At 40.0% G+C, this 18,193-nt stretch carries 11 protein-coding genes; 3 read left to right on the top strand and 8 right to left on the bottom strand.

Translation table 11 applies throughout. The annotated features are described in order from the left end of the window. Nucleotides 1-15 precede the first annotated feature (15 nt). The 4 genes from LBYS_RS13010 to mfd form a co-directional block, all read right to left on the bottom strand. Nucleotides 16-1,635 carry an NADP-dependent glyceraldehyde-3-phosphate dehydrogenase gene (locus LBYS_RS13010; RefSeq protein ID WP_013409307.1) on the bottom strand — a complete coding sequence of 540 codons (1,620 nt, stop codon included), beginning with the start codon at nucleotides 1,633-1,635 and terminating at the stop codon, nucleotides 16-18. A gap of 300 nt (nucleotides 1,636-1,935) precedes the next feature. Then, nucleotides 1,936-3,210, bottom strand: a complete 1,275-nt coding sequence (gene ltrA, locus LBYS_RS13005; protein ID WP_049781352.1) for a group II intron reverse transcriptase/maturase — start codon at nucleotides 3,208-3,210, stop codon at nucleotides 1,936-1,938. A 636-nt stretch (nucleotides 3,211-3,846) separates the two neighbouring features. After that, nucleotides 3,847-5,106 (bottom strand): gliding motility lipoprotein GldJ, encoded by a 1,260-nt coding sequence (gldJ, locus tag LBYS_RS13000; RefSeq protein WP_013409305.1) that lies wholly within the window; start codon nucleotides 5,104-5,106, stop codon nucleotides 3,847-3,849. Nucleotides 5,107-5,159: 53 nt separating this feature from the next. Then, nucleotides 5,160-8,501, bottom strand: a complete 3,342-nt coding sequence (gene mfd / locus LBYS_RS12995; protein WP_013409304.1) for a transcription-repair coupling factor — start codon at nucleotides 8,499-8,501, stop codon at nucleotides 5,160-5,162. Nucleotides 8,502-8,768: 267 nt separating this feature from the next. On the opposite strand from mfd, the gene LBYS_RS12990 reads away from it, so the two are divergent. Together LBYS_RS12990 and LBYS_RS12985 are read left to right on the top strand one after the other, a co-directional pair. Next, entirely contained in the window at nucleotides 8,769-11,201 is a 2,433-nt protein-coding gene (locus tag LBYS_RS12990; protein ID WP_013409303.1) for a TonB-dependent receptor, read from the top strand. Next, nucleotides 11,198-12,544: a DUF4374 domain-containing protein gene (locus LBYS_RS12985; RefSeq protein WP_013409302.1), complete on the top strand. Its 1,347-nt coding sequence runs from the start codon at nucleotides 11,198-11,200 to the stop codon at nucleotides 12,542-12,544. The genes LBYS_RS12990 and LBYS_RS12985 overlap by 4 nt, the downstream gene beginning before the upstream one ends. 50 nt (nucleotides 12,545-12,594) lie before the next feature. Here LBYS_RS12985 and LBYS_RS12980 read toward each other — a convergent pair whose 3' ends face one another. Together LBYS_RS12980 and LBYS_RS12975 are read right to left on the bottom strand one after the other, a co-directional pair. After that, complete coding sequence (locus LBYS_RS12980) at nucleotides 12,595-13,452, bottom strand: cupin-like domain-containing protein (protein ID WP_013409301.1); 858 nt, start codon at nucleotides 13,450-13,452, stop codon at nucleotides 12,595-12,597. Then, complete coding sequence (locus tag LBYS_RS12975; protein ID WP_148225825.1) at nucleotides 13,428-14,330, bottom strand: patatin-like phospholipase family protein; 903 nt, start codon at nucleotides 14,328-14,330, stop codon at nucleotides 13,428-13,430. The genes LBYS_RS12980 and LBYS_RS12975 overlap by 25 nt, the downstream gene beginning before the upstream one ends. On the opposite strand from LBYS_RS12975, the gene LBYS_RS12970 reads away from it, so the two are divergent. Next, entirely contained in the window at nucleotides 14,322-15,350 is a 1,029-nt protein-coding gene (locus LBYS_RS12970; protein WP_013409299.1) for a PA0069 family radical SAM protein, read from the top strand. The genes LBYS_RS12975 and LBYS_RS12970 overlap by 9 nt on opposite strands. On the opposite strand, the gene LBYS_RS12965 is transcribed toward LBYS_RS12970, so the two are convergent. Together LBYS_RS12965 and LBYS_RS12960 are read right to left on the bottom strand one after the other, a co-directional pair. Then, the gene (locus tag LBYS_RS12965) at nucleotides 15,337-17,658 is read right to left on the bottom strand and encodes a DEAD/DEAH box helicase (protein ID WP_013409298.1); all 2,322 of its coding nucleotides are present in this window, start codon (nucleotides 17,656-17,658) and stop codon (nucleotides 15,337-15,339) included. The two genes, LBYS_RS12970 and LBYS_RS12965, sit on opposite strands and share 14 nt — an antisense overlap. Then, nucleotides 17,649-18,146 (bottom strand): acyl-CoA thioesterase, encoded by a 498-nt coding sequence (locus LBYS_RS12960; RefSeq protein ID WP_013409297.1) that lies wholly within the window; start codon nucleotides 18,144-18,146, stop codon nucleotides 17,649-17,651. The genes LBYS_RS12965 and LBYS_RS12960 overlap by 10 nt, the downstream gene beginning before the upstream one ends. Between the last annotated feature and the right edge of the window lie 47 nt (nucleotides 18,147-18,193).

Raw genomic sequence — 18,193 nt, 5'->3', positions numbered from 1 at the left:
GGTTCTTATGAACCCCTAAAATACGTATTTGGTAGATAGAAAATGAGATTTATTTCCTTCTACTATCCAGTTGAAGATGTCTTTATTCATGTCCGTATCCTTAGTGGCCACTACCGTACGTATGGAAAATGCCCTTAAAGCATCCTCTACAGACAGTGTGCCTTCCGCTGAATCTTTTCTACCGGTGAAAGGAAAAGTATCCGGCCCTCTTTGACACTGAGCATTGATATTTACCCTGCTTACCTGATTCACCAATGGATCTATCAGATTAGCAATCTGCTCCGGATTTGACCCAAAAATACTAACCTGCTGGCCATGAGATGAATCTATGATATACTGAATAGGTTCTTCAATATCATCAAAGGGTACCACCGGAATAATAGGTCCAAACTGTTCCTCTCGATATACCTTCATTTTTTCGTTAACTGGATATAAAACAGCGGGATATACGAAGGAATTGACGGTAGTTCCACCTCCTTCATTCATCACATCCGCTCCATTTTCTTTGGCGTCAGCAATGCATTCAGCCAGATATGCTGGCTTACCCGGCTCCGGAAGAGGTGTTAACTGAACCCCAGGCTCCCATGGCATCCCAAATTTCAGTTTTTCAACTTCTTCTACGAAAAGGTTTAAGAATCTTTTAGCAATGGATCTATGCACCCAGATGATTTTGATGGCCGTACACCTTTGTCCATTGAAGGACAAAGAGCCTAAAACACACTCTTTCACCGCCAGTTCCACGTCTGCGTTCTTCAAAACTATGCCTGCGTTCTTGGCGTCTAAACCTAATACTGCTCTCAATCTGTTCAATTTTGGGTGCATTTTCTTCAGGTCACTGGCCACTTTACTAGAACCTATTAAGGTCAATACATTGATTTTTCCGGATTGCATCAATGGAGGAACCACATTAGCACCCCTTCCATAAATGGTATTCACCACACCCTTTGGGAAACAGGATTTGAACGCTTCTAGCATAGGATAATGCAGAAGAGTACCATGTTTGGGAGGTTTGAAAAGTATAGTATTCCCCATTAAGATAGCAGGAATAAGCATGGTATACGTTTCATTCAAAGGATAATTAAAGGGACCCATACATAATACTACACCGAAAGGTGAACGTCTTATCTGACCTATGATGCCCTGCTCTATCTTAAACCTTGAAGAATTCCTATCAATATCTTTTAGACAGTCTATGGTATCATAAATGTATTCCACCGTTCTGTCAAATTCCTTTATTGAGTCAGCCAAGGATTTACCTATCTCATACATAAGAAGAGTAACGATCAATTCCTTCTGCTCTAACATCTTCCGAACGAAGTTGTCCATGCAGGCAATACGGTCACTCACGCTCATGGTAGGCCACTCACCTCTACCGGAGTCGTAGGCCTTTAATGCTGCATCTAAAGCCTCCTGAGCTTCTTTTTCACTGGCTATTGGGTAAGAACCTATACATAGATTTTCATAGCCCCCTTCTTTCTTTAAGTAGATTGGAGAATAAACCTTTTGAACTGGACCGTCCCAAGGAATCATCTTGCCTCCGCATAGGTATTCCTTTTGGTGAATGGGAGTAAGTTCATGTGCTGCAGGTAATTGCTCCGGAAAGATCTCCGAAATTCTTTCTTCTAGTGTTTTCATTGTTTTTAACCTAAGGTTTCACCGCGAATATAGATGAAAGGTTTCTTGAAAACACTTAGTAAAACTATATTATATTCTGCAAAAATGACCTTTTACAGACTTTTGTTTAGTTAAAATCAAAAATTTATATAGTAAAAGACGCTTTGACAAAAGATTCTTCATTTCGAAATCGTTCTCGAACCTATAGAAATGAATAGATCATATTTTTTCAACGGAGGCAATCGAGTAGGAAGATAGGGATTATTTCCCTATCTGTCCTCTCACACCACCCGGCATACGGATCCGTACCAAGGCGGTTTGTTAGAATAACGTCGTTTGATGCGTTGTTCTCCAGTAATAGTAGTCTGCAAATCCTTCGTAACCTAATTTAGTAAAGTATGAGTTTGTTAGCGTTGTTTGAACGATAGGGCTTGTCCCTGTCCGAGTATAGGATTTACGGGTGTTCGCATGTTGGTAGGCAAGCCAGCGTTTGGCTCCCAGTTTCATTAAGTTCCGAATTCGATTACCTGCGGTCTTCCATTGCTTCCAAAGCAGAACACGCAAGCGTCTTCGCACTAGTTCATCTAGTGTTACCATCACCTTCTTATTCGTTGCTATACGAAAGTAATCCACCCAGCCGTGAATAATTTGCCGTAGTTTAGTCAGTCGCTCATGCATAGGAGTAGCTGTATTACGTCGAGTATTTTGACGTAACTTCTCTCGGATTCGTTCGATACTCTTTGCAGAGATACGAATCTGCCAATCTCCTTGAGTTTTGAAGAAACTAAAGCCGAGTAAACTACTTTGGGAAGGTTTGCTTACCTTACTCTTTTCACGGTTCACTTTCAGTTTTAGTGTAGATTCGATGTAACTGGTGATGTTGCGCATAATACGAGTGGCGGATTTATTGCTCTTCGCGTAGATACTACAGTCATCCGCATAACGTACAAATCGATGTCCACGGGAGCTGAGTTCCGTATCCAGTTCGTTCAGGATGATGTTTGACAAAAGTGGACTTAAAGGACTGCCCTGTGGTGTGCCCTTGGTTCGCTTTTGTTCAAGACCATGATCCATAATCCCACAACGAAGGTATTTCCCGATCAGCGCTAGGACTCGACGATCCGTAATCTTCTTGCTCAAAAGATGCATCAGTATGTCGTGGTTCACTTGATCGAAGAATTGTTCCAAATCAAGTTCAACGACCCACGTGTAGCCCAAGTTCAGATACTCTTGCGCTTTAATGACGGCCTGATGAGCATTACGATTCGGACGGAAGCCGTAGCTGTTATCGTGAAAATCACCCTCATACTTTAACCCAAGCCATTGGGAAATGCTTTGCTGAATAACACGGTCGATGACCGTTGGGATACCCAGCATACGCTTGCCGCCACTTGCTTTGGGAATCTCTACTTTCCGAACAGCTTGTGGGCGGTAAGTGCCAGAGAGAATATCCGATCGCAGGGATTGCCAGTGCGTGTTAAGGTAGTCACGAAGATTATCGATCTGCATACCATCAACTCCGCTAGCACCTCCATTAGAGATGACACGATCAACTGCGTGTTTGACATTTCGGATGTGTAATATCTCTTCCAACATAGTATTACTAAAAAAAAACCTCAGGCATTGTGTCCACTTCGTTGCACGACTCAGCTAAGCTCCTCTTGCATTTTACTATCAGTTTCCGACCTACCCTCATGCAAGCAGTTCTCTTATGTGGTTCGGCTTTTAACACTTCGTCATAAACTTCATGGTTCCTTTGCCATTCTAACATTCAGACCTTCCCCTGTATAAAGTAGAGAAGCAGGGTACTATGTCCTCTGCTGACTTCTGACTAAAGCATACTAGCATTATTATTCTGCTATATGTTTCTTCGCGGGCATTCGCGTATACCTTTGACAGAGTTTAGTCAGATCTCCCCAGGTAAGAACAATAACTTTCACCTCATATATCCGCTACATTTACCATAGTGTTTCCGTACAGTTTAGGGCTTCGGCTTGTTTTGCAGCCTCACCCAACACTTGCGGCCTTGTATGTAGTTTCTGTTCGTCGGATCGAGGTTTTGCCTCAGACTTCCTTCAGATTCCACCTCACGGTGGACACCCTTGTCATAAGCTAACACTTCCCACTGTAAAGGCGTGTTCGGGACTTACACCCTAGAGTTATTGCACATGCTGGGCACACAAAAAAAAGCCTGCATTTGAGGATGCAGGCTTAAAAACATAGAAGAATATCTTATAATTTTCTTTTTCCGGCTGAGCCTACAGAGATCATGGCACAACGGAACCCGATAGTAGCGGTAGAAGAATCCTGATCTAAGAATCTTCTGGTACCAGGAGATAGCCAATAAGCTACGTCGTTCCAAGAACCTCCTTTGTATACTCTAACGCGGTTATTAATTAGTGAATTATAATTGGCGTTATCGTAATTCTTTTCTTCGTCTTGGTAATCACTTCTACGAATGGGGTTCAAGTCGTTAAAGTCTCTATAAGAGTTAGGACGATACAAGTCATACACCCATTCGTTCACGTTTCCGGCCATGTTATAAAGACCGAAATCATTAGGATAGTATTCGTATACAGGGGCGGTGATTTGGTATTTATCGTTCAATCTTCCTGCAATACCGGCGTAGTCACCTCTACCTCTTTTATAGTTAGCTTGCATTTCACCACGAGCCTTTCCTTTTGCTCTTCTTAATGAAGAACCATCCCATGGATAAATACGGTTATCATAGTTTTCATCTACGGAAAGGGTTCCAATAGTTGCCTTAGCTGCATATTCCCATTCTGCCTCCGTAGGTAAGCGGAAATCTGGAAGGTTAATACCGGTTTCAATAGGAACTCTCCCTGTAACTTGAGGGGTGTTATCAGCTACCTCTTCCGCACCTTTCTTCTTTCTACCGAATGACAAGGTTTTCTTTTCCCCTTTTCCACCGTATTTAGCGTACATTTCGCGGTTTACTACAGCGGATCTCCATTTACAATAGTCATTAGCTTGTACCCATGAAACCCCTACTACAGGATAACTACGGAAACCTGGGTAACGTAAATATTGATCTACATACTGGTCGTTAAAAGACATTTCATGTGCCCAAACGGTAGTATCCGGAAGAGCGGCAGCATAGAATTCACGAGTAGAATCTCTACTTACAGCGTATAGATACTCCAGATAGTCAAGGTTAGCAATCTCCGTTTCGTCCATGTAGAATGAACTTACGGTAACAGTACGATCTATGTTATCACGTGAATACATAACGTCTTCCTCAAGGGTACCCATGACGAAACGTCCACCTTCAATAAATACCATATTTGGACCGGCAGGTTGGCCTTTAAAATCAGCCACTCTAAAACCTTCACCTTCTTTTTTTGCATAAGCAGCACCGGTGGTGCGGCTTCTTTTGCCTGGATCATTCGAAGATTTTTTACCGCTGCTGCAAGATGCCGCAACAAAAAGAGTAAGTGCTAGGAAAGGAACACTTAGAATTAGTCTCTTCATTATAAATTATTTTTATTACACGAATCGCAAAAATAAATTAAATATCTGGAATCTTAGCTTTCAATGTGAATTCTTATCTTATCAAATAGGTCATCTATTTGCTGAATAGCTTTCACATCATTCACTTCAAACACCAATTTATCCTTAACTTGCTTTAAAGCAGCAAGTTTTGGATTCAATTTAATGAAATCAAGAATTTTGCCAAATTTATCGTTTTGATAGTAGGATTGATGCTTTTCTGAAACGAAATAGCCTTTTAGTTTATTATTTTTCAAAACTAATTTTTCAAATCCTATAAATTCGGCTTTCCATCTGATTCTTACAATCTTAAACAGCTCCTCTACTTCATCTGGTAATGGCCCGAACCTATCTATCAAAGAAGACTTCAATTTATTCAGCTCATCTTCTGTTTTTAGAGTGTCAATGGTATTATAAACCGAAAGCCTCTCGGCGATATTGGATATGTAGGCATCCGGAATAAGGATCTGCATATCCGTCTCTATCTGACAATCTTCTATTTTGAAGTTTTTCTCGCTTAATTCTTCTTCAAATAAGCTTCTGAATTCGGTTTCTTTCAATTCAGAAACTGCTTCATCCAGGATTTTATGATACATTTCGTACCCCAAATCATTGATAAATCCGCTTTGTTCTGCGCCAAGAAGATTACCTGCTCCTCTGATGTCTAGGTCACGCATGGCAACCTTGAAACCATCTCCTAAATCAGAGAATTGTTCAATGGTCTGCATTCGCTTCCTAGCATCTGTAGTGAGGCTGGATAGGGGAGGAGTTAATAAATAGCAGAAAGCTTTTTTATTCGATCTACCTACTCTACCTCTCATCTGGTGCAGGTCTGACAGACCAAACATATGGGCTTGGTTAATGATGATGGTGTTTGCGTTAGGAATATCCAGACCTGATTCAATGATGTTTGTTGATATCAGGATATTGGTTTCATTTTCAATGAACCTGATCATCACCTTTTCTAGTTTTTCACCTTCCATCTGTCCGTGCGCTACGCCAATCTTTGCTTCCGGCACCAATCGATAGATGATATTAGCTATTCTGTCTATATCTCCCACACGGTTATGTACAAAGAATACCTGACCACCTCTGTTTAATTCATAAGTGATAGCGTCACGGATAATTTCTTCTTTGAAGGTTTCTACTCTGGTCTCTACGGTTTGTCGGGTAGGAGGAGGAGTAGCGATCACAGATAAATCTCTGGCACCCATCAAAGAGAAATGAAGTGTACGCGGAATAGGGGTGGCTGTAAGTGTTAGGACGTCTACGTTTAGCTTCAATTCCTTGATTCTGTCCTTTGCTTTCACCCCGAATTTTTGTTCTTCGTCAATGATGAGAAGTCCCAAATCCTTAAACTGTAAACTCTTACTCAAGAGCTTTTGTGTACCAATTAGGATATCTACTTTCCCCTCTTTCACGTCTTTAAGGGTTTTATTCGTATCCTTTGTGGTCTTAAATCTATTGAGATAATCTACAGTGACCGGCATATTTGATAGACGTTCAGAGAACGTTCTGAAATGTTGAAGGGCCAGGATAGTCGTGGGCACTAAAACTGCTACCTGTTTTCCATCCACCGCGGCCTTAAAAGCAGCACGTATGGCCACTTCCGTCTTACCAAACCCTACATCACCGCATACTAAACGGTCCATAGGATAGGGTTTCTCCATATCTGCTTTGACTTTAGCTGTAGCTGCAGCCTGATCCGGAGTGTCTTCATACATAAATGAAGATTCCAGCTCTATTTGGAGATAATTATCCGGAGAGAAGGCAAATCCAGGTGCTTCCCTACGTTTCGCATAGAGGGCAATCAGCTCTTTGGCTATATCCTTTACCTGTTTTTTGACCTTAGATTTTCTAACTTCCCATTCTCCTGAGCCTAATTTACTCATGGTAGGTGGCTCACCTTCTTTTCCAGAATACTTGGAAATTTTGTGTAAGCTGTGAATGTTCACATACAAGAGGTCATTGTCTCGGTAGACTAATCGGATAGCTTCCTGCTTTTTACCTCCTACGTCTATGGTTTCCATCCCGGCGAAACGTCCTATTCCATAATCCACATGGGTTACAAAATCTCCGGGTTGTAAGGTCTTGAGCTCTTTCAGTGTTAAGGCCTTAGACTTATTAAATTTCTCCTTCTCTTTATATCTATTAAATCTTTCAAAGATCTGATGTTCAGTGTATACCAAGAGTTTATTTTGGACGTCAATAAACCCTTCTCTAAGATTAGCCGAAAGGGGAGTAAATTTGAACTGGGGATTGACTTCCGCAAAGAGTGTTTCTAACCTGTTTAATTGTTTTAATGAATCAGAAGCGATAAAAATGGAATATCCTTCCACTTGCTTTTCTGTCAAGTTCTGATTCAATAATTGAAAGTCTTTATGAAAAGAAGGCTGTGGTTTAGACTCAAACTCAAAAACCTCAGCTTTAGTAAAATATCCACTTTTACCCCATTCTATGGTGGTATGTTTGGCTACTTCCTTCTTGATTTCCTCCGAGTTCATGTGGGTAACATGAGGAGGGAGGTTCAAATTAATATCTCCACTACCGGTTTCTTCGTACCTTCTCTCTACTTTTTGGTAATAGGCATCTGACCTGTCTAAGATAAAACTGAGATCATTTATAGCCATTAATGCATCTGAAGGCAAGAAGTTAAAGAAAGAAACGGTTTCTTCTACTTGCAGCTTATCCTGTAGATTCGGCGTAATGCTGATCTGATCCGTCTTTTGGGTTGATAACTGAGATTCCGCTTCAAAGGCGCGTATACTTTCTACTTCATCACCAAATAACTCAATTCTATAAGGAACCTCAGCGGAATACGAAAATACGTCAAGAATCCCGCCACGAACGGCAAATTGACCGGGTTCATATACAAAGTCTGTTTTCTCAAATTGATAAGAATCCAGAAGTTCAGTGACAAAGTTCAAATCCAGAGTATCTCCTACCTTTACTTTGAGGGTGTTTGCCACTAAAGACTTCTTACTTACTACTTTCTCCACCAAAGCCTCCGGATATGTCACAATCAATAAGGGCTGTGTACTAGAGAAGCGAGTCAAAAGTGCTGATCTCTGTATGATATTTGCATTTTCAATTTCACCCGATTCATGTTTAAAAGATGCGGGGAAGTAGGCAATTTCCTCTGCCTCATAACCATAAAGGTTCTGAAGGTCATTGTAGAAATACAGGGCTTCTTCTCTATCTTCTAAAATAACTAGTATGAATTTCTTAAGATTTTCATACAAAGCCGCCGTACTAATGCTCTTTAAGCTTCCAGTTAAACCCTGAATACGGACATGATGAGTCCTGCCCAGTGCATCACCTACGTTCTGCACAAAACTGTCATGGGAGTATATCTTAAGAAAATCGCGTGCGTTCAAAACCAGAAATTTGGGGCTGCAAAGTTAGGAACTGTCTTTTAAAATTGAGCAGAGCTTATCACAGATATATAAATCAGTTTCAAAAACTTATGATTCCTTTGATTTTGAAATATTGTATTTATTTAAGAATTACTATTATAATCATAAGCCAAAACCTCCACTTTCATTCTAAATAAGGGATACTTTTAAAATATTACTTGACACTATTTGGAATTAATCTAATTTTGCGGTCATTATTTTTAATTAATCTAAATAGTTCAGGCGAAAATGTATATACGACTACTGATTATTTCCATTTTACTATTACCAACTAAAGTATTTGCGCAACAAAGCCATTTTAGTGGTAAAATAGTAGGAGACCGTCAGGAGCCGGTAGCCTTTGCAACAGTAGTACTGGAAGGTACTTCTTTTGCTGTAATGAGTGATGATAAAGGAAGATTTGAATTTAGGAATGTTCCATTTGGCACATACCAATTAAAGATTACATCCTTAGAGATACACACATCCAGTTTTAAAGTTCAAATATCAAAATCTGAACACAAACAGGATTTTTCCGTGAAAATGCGTACGGAGAATGAATTATCTGAAGTCAAGGTTCAAGGGAAAACAGAGAAGAGACAGATGGAAACAGCCGGTTTTACTGTCTCCATTATTCAGACGAAAGAAGCTTCCTTACGAAGTGTGACCACCAATGAGCTATTAGATAGAACCGTAGGAGTTAGAGTTAGACAAAATGGGGGAATGGGCTCCCGTGTGGAATATAACCTGAACGGAATGTCAGGCAGTGCGGTAGGAATCTTTCTAGACGGAATTGAGATCTCTACTTACGGTTCTTCTTTCAACTTGAACAACATTCCTCCGGCCATGATAGAGCGAATAGAAGTATATAAAGGAGTACTTCCCGCACATCTTACCGGTGACTATGTAGGGGGAGCCATAAATGTGGTTTTAAAGAAAGATGCCTCATCCAATAACATCACTGGTGCAGTTTCCTATGGATCTTTTAACACTTTCCAGAGTGATTTATCCGGTTCTTATAGGAATACTAAGTCGGGATTTACTTTAAGAGGCTCTGCTTTTTACCTTCATACAGATAATTCATACACCACTTGGGGCAAGTTTTCCAAGTATGTTCATTCTGATTTGACTTTGGAACGATACTATAAAGCCAAAAGATTCAATGACGAATACGAATCCATTGGAGCTCGTGTAGAAATGGGATATACAGGAGTTAAATGGGCAGATCAGTTTTTCCTAGGTTATAATGTTTCTGATACCTATAAAGAGATACCTCACGGTACTACTATGGCGAGGCCGTATGTAGGTAGATTTGGTGAGTATCAAGCTCATGTAGTCAGCTTAAATTACAATAAAAACAATTTCCTGACCCGAGGTATGGCTATGAATATCAATGCTGTACGTAGTTATAGAACCACTTATATACAAGATACGGTAGGACAAGTGTACAACTGGGATGGAAAACCTAGAATGATCATTAGAAACGGCGTAGAAATACCCGTACCGCCTGTTGCAGGCATGGGCCAACAAGGTCCCAAAAGCATCACAGAAGTGGAAAGATGGGTTACGAATTCTCGAGCAAATTTAGCCTACACTATAGTTAGGGGACACCGTATTTCTTTTAACCATAAACTTGAATCTACAGACAGGAATGACAATGACCTATTGAAACCAGTAAATAAAGATCTGGTGACTACCAGTGCGGTCATGAATAATATCTTCGCTTTAAATTATGAGGCTCAGTTCTTCCAAAACAAACTTAGAACGAATGTTTTAGGCAAATACACCACTAACAGAACCATTCAAACGAAACCTGTTATTGAAAATGATAAAATAAACAGAGTTCAAAACAAAAGCATCAATAGAAATAAAGGTTACGCCGCTACTATATCTTACGAAATCATCCCGCTTCTAAACCTTATCAGCTCTACTGAGAATTCCTATATAATGCCTACAGAAAGCCAGCTCTATGGGGATTTTGAAAACAACATTCTTGATAACCCCGGCCTAATAGGAGAAAAGAATATCAATTATAACCTAGGATTCCGATACGGCTCTTGGGACAAGGGAAAACATAAACTAACCTTATACGCCAACACCTTCTGGAGAAATGGTTTCAATAAAATCACCCTTCAGGCTGTACAAGACGCCATTATTCCGGGTAGAGAAAGTGATGGAGACATTGAAGTTACACGATACACTAACCTTCAAAAAACGCAGTCAAAGGGCTTTGAAGGTGAAGTTATATACGCCTATGATAATAAGCTCCACGCTTTGTTCAATTTTTCAAAATTCAACTCTCTTTTTAAGTTAAAATACGACGAGAAAGGAAGGCCACATGACCTTTATAACCGTCAACTTCCTAACGAACCTTTCTTCACCATGAACGGAAGTGTGCAGTACAGATGGAAAGATCTTTTTATGAAAAAAGCGTACTTAACCATCTACTATAGTACGGGTTATGTGGCACCATTTAATACGGTTTGGATGGATTCTGAATGGTTTACTACACCTACCCAGTTTTACCATGATCTGGGACTCTCCTACAGATTTCCGAACCAAAAATTCGTAGCCAGTTTGGATGCAAAGAATATTCTAAATGCTGAAATATATGACAACTTCGGTGTTCAAAAACCGGGTAGAAGTTTCTCTGTTAAATTAAATTATACACTAAGTAAATGATGAAAAAGATCCAACTACGATCGCTATTCCTAATGTCCATATTAGGTGCAAGTATTTTGACCTCTTGTGAAGAAAATACTGCAGATCCACAGAAAGAAGAGGAAGGAAAAGGAAGAGAATTTATCACACTAACTGCTTCTATTCCTGATGAAGCAGGTACTGCCGGAAACGGAGGAACCATGGCTTTTGCCTTAACTCCTGAACAGGCCATTGATCCTAGCTATGTATTAAATATCTACCAAAATGGTTTCGGATTAAGATCAGCAAGAACAGCTCGTGTTCAAGCCTCAGAAGACGGAACGGAATTATACAATATCCAATACACTGGAGAAGACGGTGGGGTATTTAATAAATATCGCGTTAATGGAGGTAAGAATTTTATAGATACCGGAAACGAATTAGTTTTGTCTGATATCATTGGTACCTCTCCTCGCTGGGTAAAAGCAGCAGAAGGCATAGGAATAGGAGTACACTTAACTGGTGCAAGCACGGTGTATGATGGAACAGCACCTAATCATGTGTACAAGTATACTAGAGGTACTGTGAGAATTGCCATCATTGATTTGATTAACTCCCGTGTGCCTAATACCGCTGAATTTGCATTCCCATTCCCGGAAGAATTGGAGGCTCAGGGTTACTATGTGGGTAGAATAGATGTTCCGGTATTGAATGCGGAAAAAACCAAGATTTATATTGGATGTAATGTATCGAAATATGACCCTAAAAAGTTATCTTATAATGCTGAAGGAAAGCCAACTTGGGCAAATGATAATGCAAATCGTCAGATTGGAACTACCACATTAGTAGTAGATTATCCTTCTTTAACAAATCCAAAATTGATTTATTCTGAGGTAAGTAAGGTAAACAATCACAGCTACAGAACCATGACCCAGTACGTGGGTACAGATGGACATATCTATCAAGCTACGGCGACGAGCGGTCAGGATATCTTACGTATCAGCAAGAACACAAATACCTACGATAATTCGTACCACTTCAGTTTAGACGCTGCATTAGGCGTTACTGGAGCGCGCATTCAAGCCTTCAGATATATCAAAGACGGAGAGGCAGTGGTGCTTTATAATATTGCCGGAAAAGGAGGCTATATCGCTTTAGTAAACTTAAATACTAAGACAGCCACTAAAATCAGCAATGAGTATGAGAGTAGTCTTGATTTCTCACAATATCAGAACATAGCAGTTCATGAAGATTTAGTTTATATCCCTTTAACTCCATCAGGAGAATCAGGAAAACTATATGTGATCAACTGGAAGACAAAAACTGTAACCAAGGGTGCAACACTTAGTGGTCAATCCGGATCTTGGTTTATAGGTTCGTACTGAAAAATCTATTCAAACTTAAAAGGACTGCCTGTTGGAAGTCCTTTTTTTGTTTAAGATATTCCCAACTTTTTATGGGTTCTCCGAATAGCCCATTCATTCTTGTAATCTATCCATTTTTGCCCTTGTATTTTACGCATAAGGTTGTCAATCATTCGCATAAAGAACACATTGTACAACATCCCTAACTTTCCCTTTGGACCTAAAGGTAATGATCTTAATGTCATAGAAAATCCGGGGTCTTTATAGACGATATAATGCCACCAGCGGCTTGGCATATACAATGCATCCCCATGTTCCATATGGGCTTCAAGTCCTTTTACCAACCTTAGTGCAGGATACTTCTCATAATCAGGTTGATCCAGATCTATCCCTTCAGCATTATGAATGGAAAATGGGACCTTGTACAAGGCTGTACTTTGGCTTGGATCAAATAGGAGTACTCTCTTATGTCCTTCGAAATGGATATGCAGGTTATCTGGCAAATCAATGTCATAGTGAGCAAAAACCTTACTATCTGATCCCCCGAAAAACAAGGCCGGTAAGCGCTTAAAATACTTCAAACCTATAGGTGGGTATTCAAAGTCATCTAAAAGGGCAGGACAGTGGTCTTTTATGGTATAAAAGAAGATTCTGAGGTCTGTGGGACCACTACGCATTATATCTAGATATTCTCCAAAATTCATAGTGGTCACGGGTTCATAGGTGCTTTTGTTCCCTTTAGTTCTGGCATTACTGTATAGGGGAATGGTTTGGTCACCAGCTAATTTTTTGATGTGATCAAAAGTCCATTTATGATTCCATTGATCCGTTAAACCCTTCATTAGTACGGGTCTTTGCGGCAAATAATACTTTTTAACAAATTCCTCTTTACTGATATTTGAAACTACTTCAATAGGTTTGAGTTGCATGATGAATTAGGAGTTACTTGTAAGGCCGAATAGGTTAGTTCTTTACCTCTTTCTATGAGGAATTTTGCTTTATCATAATCCCAAATTCCACTGATATCACGTGGTATTTGGACTACGTAGTCCGGAGTATAAAGGTCTAAAGTGAGCTGAGTGATTTGGTTACGCATCACATAGTAGGCGTGTTGTAGCACTGCTATCATGCTATTATCTCTGAAGATCTGTTCTCTTTTCTCTGCGGGAGCTTCCAGGTTCACTGCAATAACCAGGTTTTCCTTTCTTTTCTTCAGGTATTTTAAGGGCAAAGGATTAAGAACTCCTCCATCTACCATTTTGTCTTCATCTTGAAGTACTGCAGTAAAAACTCCGGGGATAGAAATGGATGCCCTAATGGCTTCGTACAAGGAACCGGATTCCAGGCAGCAGTCGCACTCCTTCGTCAAATTTGTTGTCACCGCAGCAAAGGGAATGGGAAGGTCTTCTATCTGTGCATCCGGAATAAGTTGTTTAACCGTATTTAATATCTTTTGACCTTTAACCACACCGGTGCTTTGCCAAGTAAAATCAAGCAGGCTCAGTACATCTCTGTTGGTCAACTTAGTTACCCAATCCTCAAAAATGGACAAATCACCTTTGGCATAGATCCCACCTATCAATGCACCTATAGAAGAGCCAACGATTTCATCTATGATTCCACCCTGTTCCTCAATGGCTCGAATAGCCCCAATATGAGCTAGTCCTCTAGCTCCTCCACTACCTAAAACCAATGAAATTTTTCTGTCTCTAATCATCAATCTCAAAGATAGTATTTTGATCCAAATCTTATCATAACCCTCCTGCTTAAAACCATTTATTGGAAGTATTTTTGTTCTATGGATCATTTACGTACAAAGGGCAGGGGAGCGCAGATAAATACTCCAAATGGTTTCCAGTCTAATAGATATGAACTGGACGAAACCCTTAGTCCAAAGACGAAGTATTTCGAAGAGTATCCCAAAAAGGTAGTAAACTTCACCGATAGTCCGGATCTGCGAGCCATGATCTATGTAAATCCTTATCAGGGTTGCGAACACGGATGTATTTATTGTTATGCTAGGAATTCGCACGAGTATTGGGGATTTTCAGCAGGAATGGATTTTGAGAGTAAGATCATGATCAAAAGAAATGCTCCAGAACTATTGGAGAAAACCTTTTTATCCAAAAAATGGAAGCCTGAAACCATCAGTTTATCCGGCAATACGGATTGCTATCAGCCTGCAGAAAGGAAATACCAGTTGACTAGAAAGATGCTCGAAGTATGCCTGAAATACGGTAACCCCGTTTCTATCTTAACTAAAAACTCGATGGTTTTGAGGGACCTGGATTTACTGCAATCATTGAACAAAAAGAATTTGGTCCATGTGTTGCTTTCGGTAACTACTATGGATGAAAAGCTACGACTAGCTCTAGAACCTAGGACCTCTACTGCTGTAAAACGTTTTCAGACTTTGAAAACCTTATCGGATGCGGGAATTCCTACCGGTGTTATGACTGCTCCCATTATTCCCGGTCTAAATGATCATGAAATTCCTCAACTAATCCAGGCCGCTGCAGAAGCAGGTGCCTTATATGCGGGCTATACGGTAGTTAGGCTGAACGGAGCCATAGGTCCTATCTTTGAAGATTGGATTTATCAAGCATTTCCGGACAAAGCGGAGAAAGTGTTAAATCAAATCAAAGACTGTCATGGAGGAAAGCTTAACGATTCCAGATTTGGGGTAAGAATGAGAGGGGAGGGTAGATTTGCCGAAAATATTCGCGCACTCCACCAAGTTTCTATTCGAAAATATATGCCGGATAGAAAGCTTCCGGATCTAAGTAAAGATCATTTTCAGAGGCCAGGTCAACTTAGTCTATTTTAAAACGGATAACCCATTCTCCGGTATGGATATCCTTTTCTAATCTACATCCTTCCGGATTTAGCTCTTTTCCGGTGCTAATCTTATAAATCCCTGAAAGGAAATCTATACCCTTTTGCAAGATCTCCTGAATTTCATCTTTTGGGTGCTCTTGCTCTGCAAATGCATGCTCCAATTCCTGAAGGAATTGAGCCTTTTCTGTTAGGTCTACATCATCTGACTCATTACCCGTCTCCAAGATACTATCAAACAAATCCTGTTTGAGCTTTAGCCCTTGGATCAGCTTGGTTTCAATGGAATCTCTCATGATCAGATTGATGATGGTCAACTTACTATTTTTTTGACCTATTCTATCAATCCTTCCTATTCTCTGATTTTTCTTTGCAGGATTCCAGGGAAGTTCAAAGTTTATAACGGTATCTGCAGATTGCAGGTTTAGACCCGAACCGGCAGTTTCTGTGCATAAGAATACTCTACACCTTTGGTCTGTGTTAAACTGATCTACTAACTTTTGTCGAGATTTTACAGGTACATTTCCAGTTAAAACGGCAAAATCTATCTCGTTTCTTTGTAAAATGATAGCTATCTTATCTAATACCGCTAGCCACTCGGAGAAGATGAGCACCTTTTGAACCTTTAAATCTAACTTTTCTAGAAGAATTTCTTCTAATTCCTTTAATTTTGGAGATATATCTTGCTCCTGATCTAAGAGAAAAACACCGTCGCAAAGCATCCTCATCTTCTGCAGATATTGGGTTAACATCTGCCAATCATAAGGAGTTTTCAATTTTTTACTGACAATCATGGATACCTTCTGGGCTAATTGGGCATGCATTTCCCTCTGAACGGGATGCATTTCTACCGGAATGTCTATAATTGTTCGTTTGTTCAACTGAGTCATCACCTCTGTTCTTTCTCTCCGTAGTAGGATAGGCTGCAGTTTTTCCTTTAGACTGTTCAGGTTGTAATACCCGGTTATCTTGTTTTCATTTTCAACATCGAAGTAACAATGCTGGTAAGAAAACTCCCATAGGGGCGACAAGAGTTTTAGATCAATGAAAGCGGTGATGGAATAAAGGTCCACCAGTTTATTTTCAATGGGTGTACCTGTGAGAACCAGAGCATGATTCTTTTGTAGGGCTTTTATGGCATTTGAAGTTTGGGTTTCAAAGTTTCTTATCCTTTGTGCTTCATCCAGGATAATCAAATCAAACCCCTGCTCCTTTAGGTAAGAAATATCTTTAACTATAGTTTCATACGTTAGAAGTATAAAGTAGGAGGGAATATCTTTCAATTGAAATTTACCGTCAGCAGGCAGGAAGACTGTTTCACTGGTAAACTTTTCAATCTCTGCCTTCCATTGCATTTTCAGGGAAGCAGGACAAACAATTAGGCAATTTTTGAAGCCCAGGAGTTGTTTTTTATAGATGGCTGCGCCAATGGCCTGAATGGTTTTGCCCAAACCCATTTCATCCGCCAAGATGGCGCCCTTTCTAAAGGTAGCAAATTGGATCCCTTCTTTCTGATATTCGAATAAATCTGCTTTGATTAGAGAGAAATCCAGTTGGGTATCAGCTTCTTTTTGAAACAACAATTGTTTTTCAAATTCGCTTTCGATTTTCTCCAGTACATCCGGGCGGATTAGAATATTCTTGAACTTCTTTGCCTCTTTGATAAAGCCAAAAAACATCAATGTTTGCTTTTCGGGTATGAATTTTTGGTTACCAAAGTATAATCGAATCAATTTTTGCTGTTCTAAAGGGAGCGTTTCTGGGCCAAACCAAGTGATCTGGTAATGATTTAGAGGATCTAGGTATATCTCCAGAAAGGGGAAGGCATCATCAGATACCGACAAATGTTTTTTGGCAAACATGAGGTGCTTGCAAGTTCCCAGTTTATTAGTAGCATAGTCGGAGCAGTCGCAATACCCATTATCCTTCGTCCTTAAGGTAAGTTTATAGGTTTTTCCTCCTGCGGTGATTAGTTTATGTTCTCCGTGTGAGTTTGACGCCTTTTTTAGTACATATTTCTCAGAATCCGCACGTTTCTTTCGTTCGGCTAGCACGCGTCGGATCATTCCCTGACGGGTATATGCCTTTCCTTCTTTAGAGGTTATGACTTCCTTTTTTTGGGTATCTTTCCAAGTCATCGCTGCTTGGATATGAGGGCAAGGCTGAGGTTCAGAACAGTTGCAGGAGGGAGATGGTGCAAAGGTAACCAGGAAATTACCCATAGCATCCTGCACTTCCAGCTCTAGAAAATCAATTCCTCTGGAGAGTAGAACTATGTTATCCTGAAGAATCAAAGCCAATCTTCAATATTAATGTTTTGAGGCTTTACAGGTAGGTTTTTCAGATCTGCAAGGCTTAGTACCTTAGCATCCTGAGCTACTACCTTTTGGAACTTCTCTAACATTTCAGTAGGAGGGGGAGTTATTTTTCTTTGGTCCATACTAAACCATACTCCTAATACGCGTGAATATGCCATGTGTGTTCCATCTTTTTTCTTGTAAAGATTATGGGTAAATTCAAACATTTCACCCTGTTTAGACATACCGGTTACTTCTACCGTAATGATAATGTCTTCGTTATCATACCCTTCTTTAAAAAAGGAAAATTCCTCTCTTAGTACGGCAGGACCTAGATTCCACTTCATCAAATCCCGCATATGAATGCCTAGATGACGAAGGTAGTCCATTCGGGCATAGGATGTAAAATTCATGTAGGAAGCATTCGCTAGATGTCTATTTGCATCAAGATCTGACCATCTGATGCGAGTTTCTGCAAAATATGGAGTCACTATAAAATTTATTGATGGAACAAAGGTATAAAAATGCTGGATTTATT

It is taken from the genome of Leadbetterella byssophila DSM 17132 (assembly GCF_000166395.1).
Lineage (GTDB): Bacteria > Bacteroidota > Bacteroidia > Cytophagales > Spirosomataceae > Leadbetterella > Leadbetterella byssophila.
This window is presented reverse-complemented; position numbering and strand designations above follow the sequence as displayed.

Excerpts from the sequence above, each read along its gene's own strand:
- LBYS_RS13010 (WP_013409307.1), bottom strand. The coding sequence starts at position 1,635 with ATGAAAACACTAGAAGAAAGAATTTCGGAGATCTTTCCGGAGCAATTA.
- ltrA (WP_049781352.1), bottom strand. The coding sequence starts at position 3,210 with ATGTTGGAAGAGATATTACACATCCGAAATGTCAAACACGCAGTTGAT.
- gldJ (WP_013409305.1), bottom strand. The coding sequence starts at position 5,106 with ATGAAGAGACTAATTCTAAGTGTTCCTTTCCTAGCACTTACTCTTTTT.
- LBYS_RS12990 (WP_013409303.1), top strand. The coding sequence starts at position 8,769 with ATGTATATACGACTACTGATTATTTCCATTTTACTATTACCAACTAAA.
- LBYS_RS12985 (WP_013409302.1), top strand. The coding sequence starts at position 11,198 with ATGATGAAAAAGATCCAACTACGATCGCTATTCCTAATGTCCATATTA.
- LBYS_RS12980 (WP_013409301.1), bottom strand. The coding sequence starts at position 13,452 with ATGCAACTCAAACCTATTGAAGTAGTTTCAAATATCAGTAAAGAGGAA.
- LBYS_RS12970 (WP_013409299.1), top strand. The coding sequence starts at position 14,322 with ATGGATCATTTACGTACAAAGGGCAGGGGAGCGCAGATAAATACTCCA.
- LBYS_RS12975 (WP_148225825.1), bottom strand. The coding sequence starts at position 14,330 with ATGATCCATAGAACAAAAATACTTCCAATAAATGGTTTTAAGCAGGAG.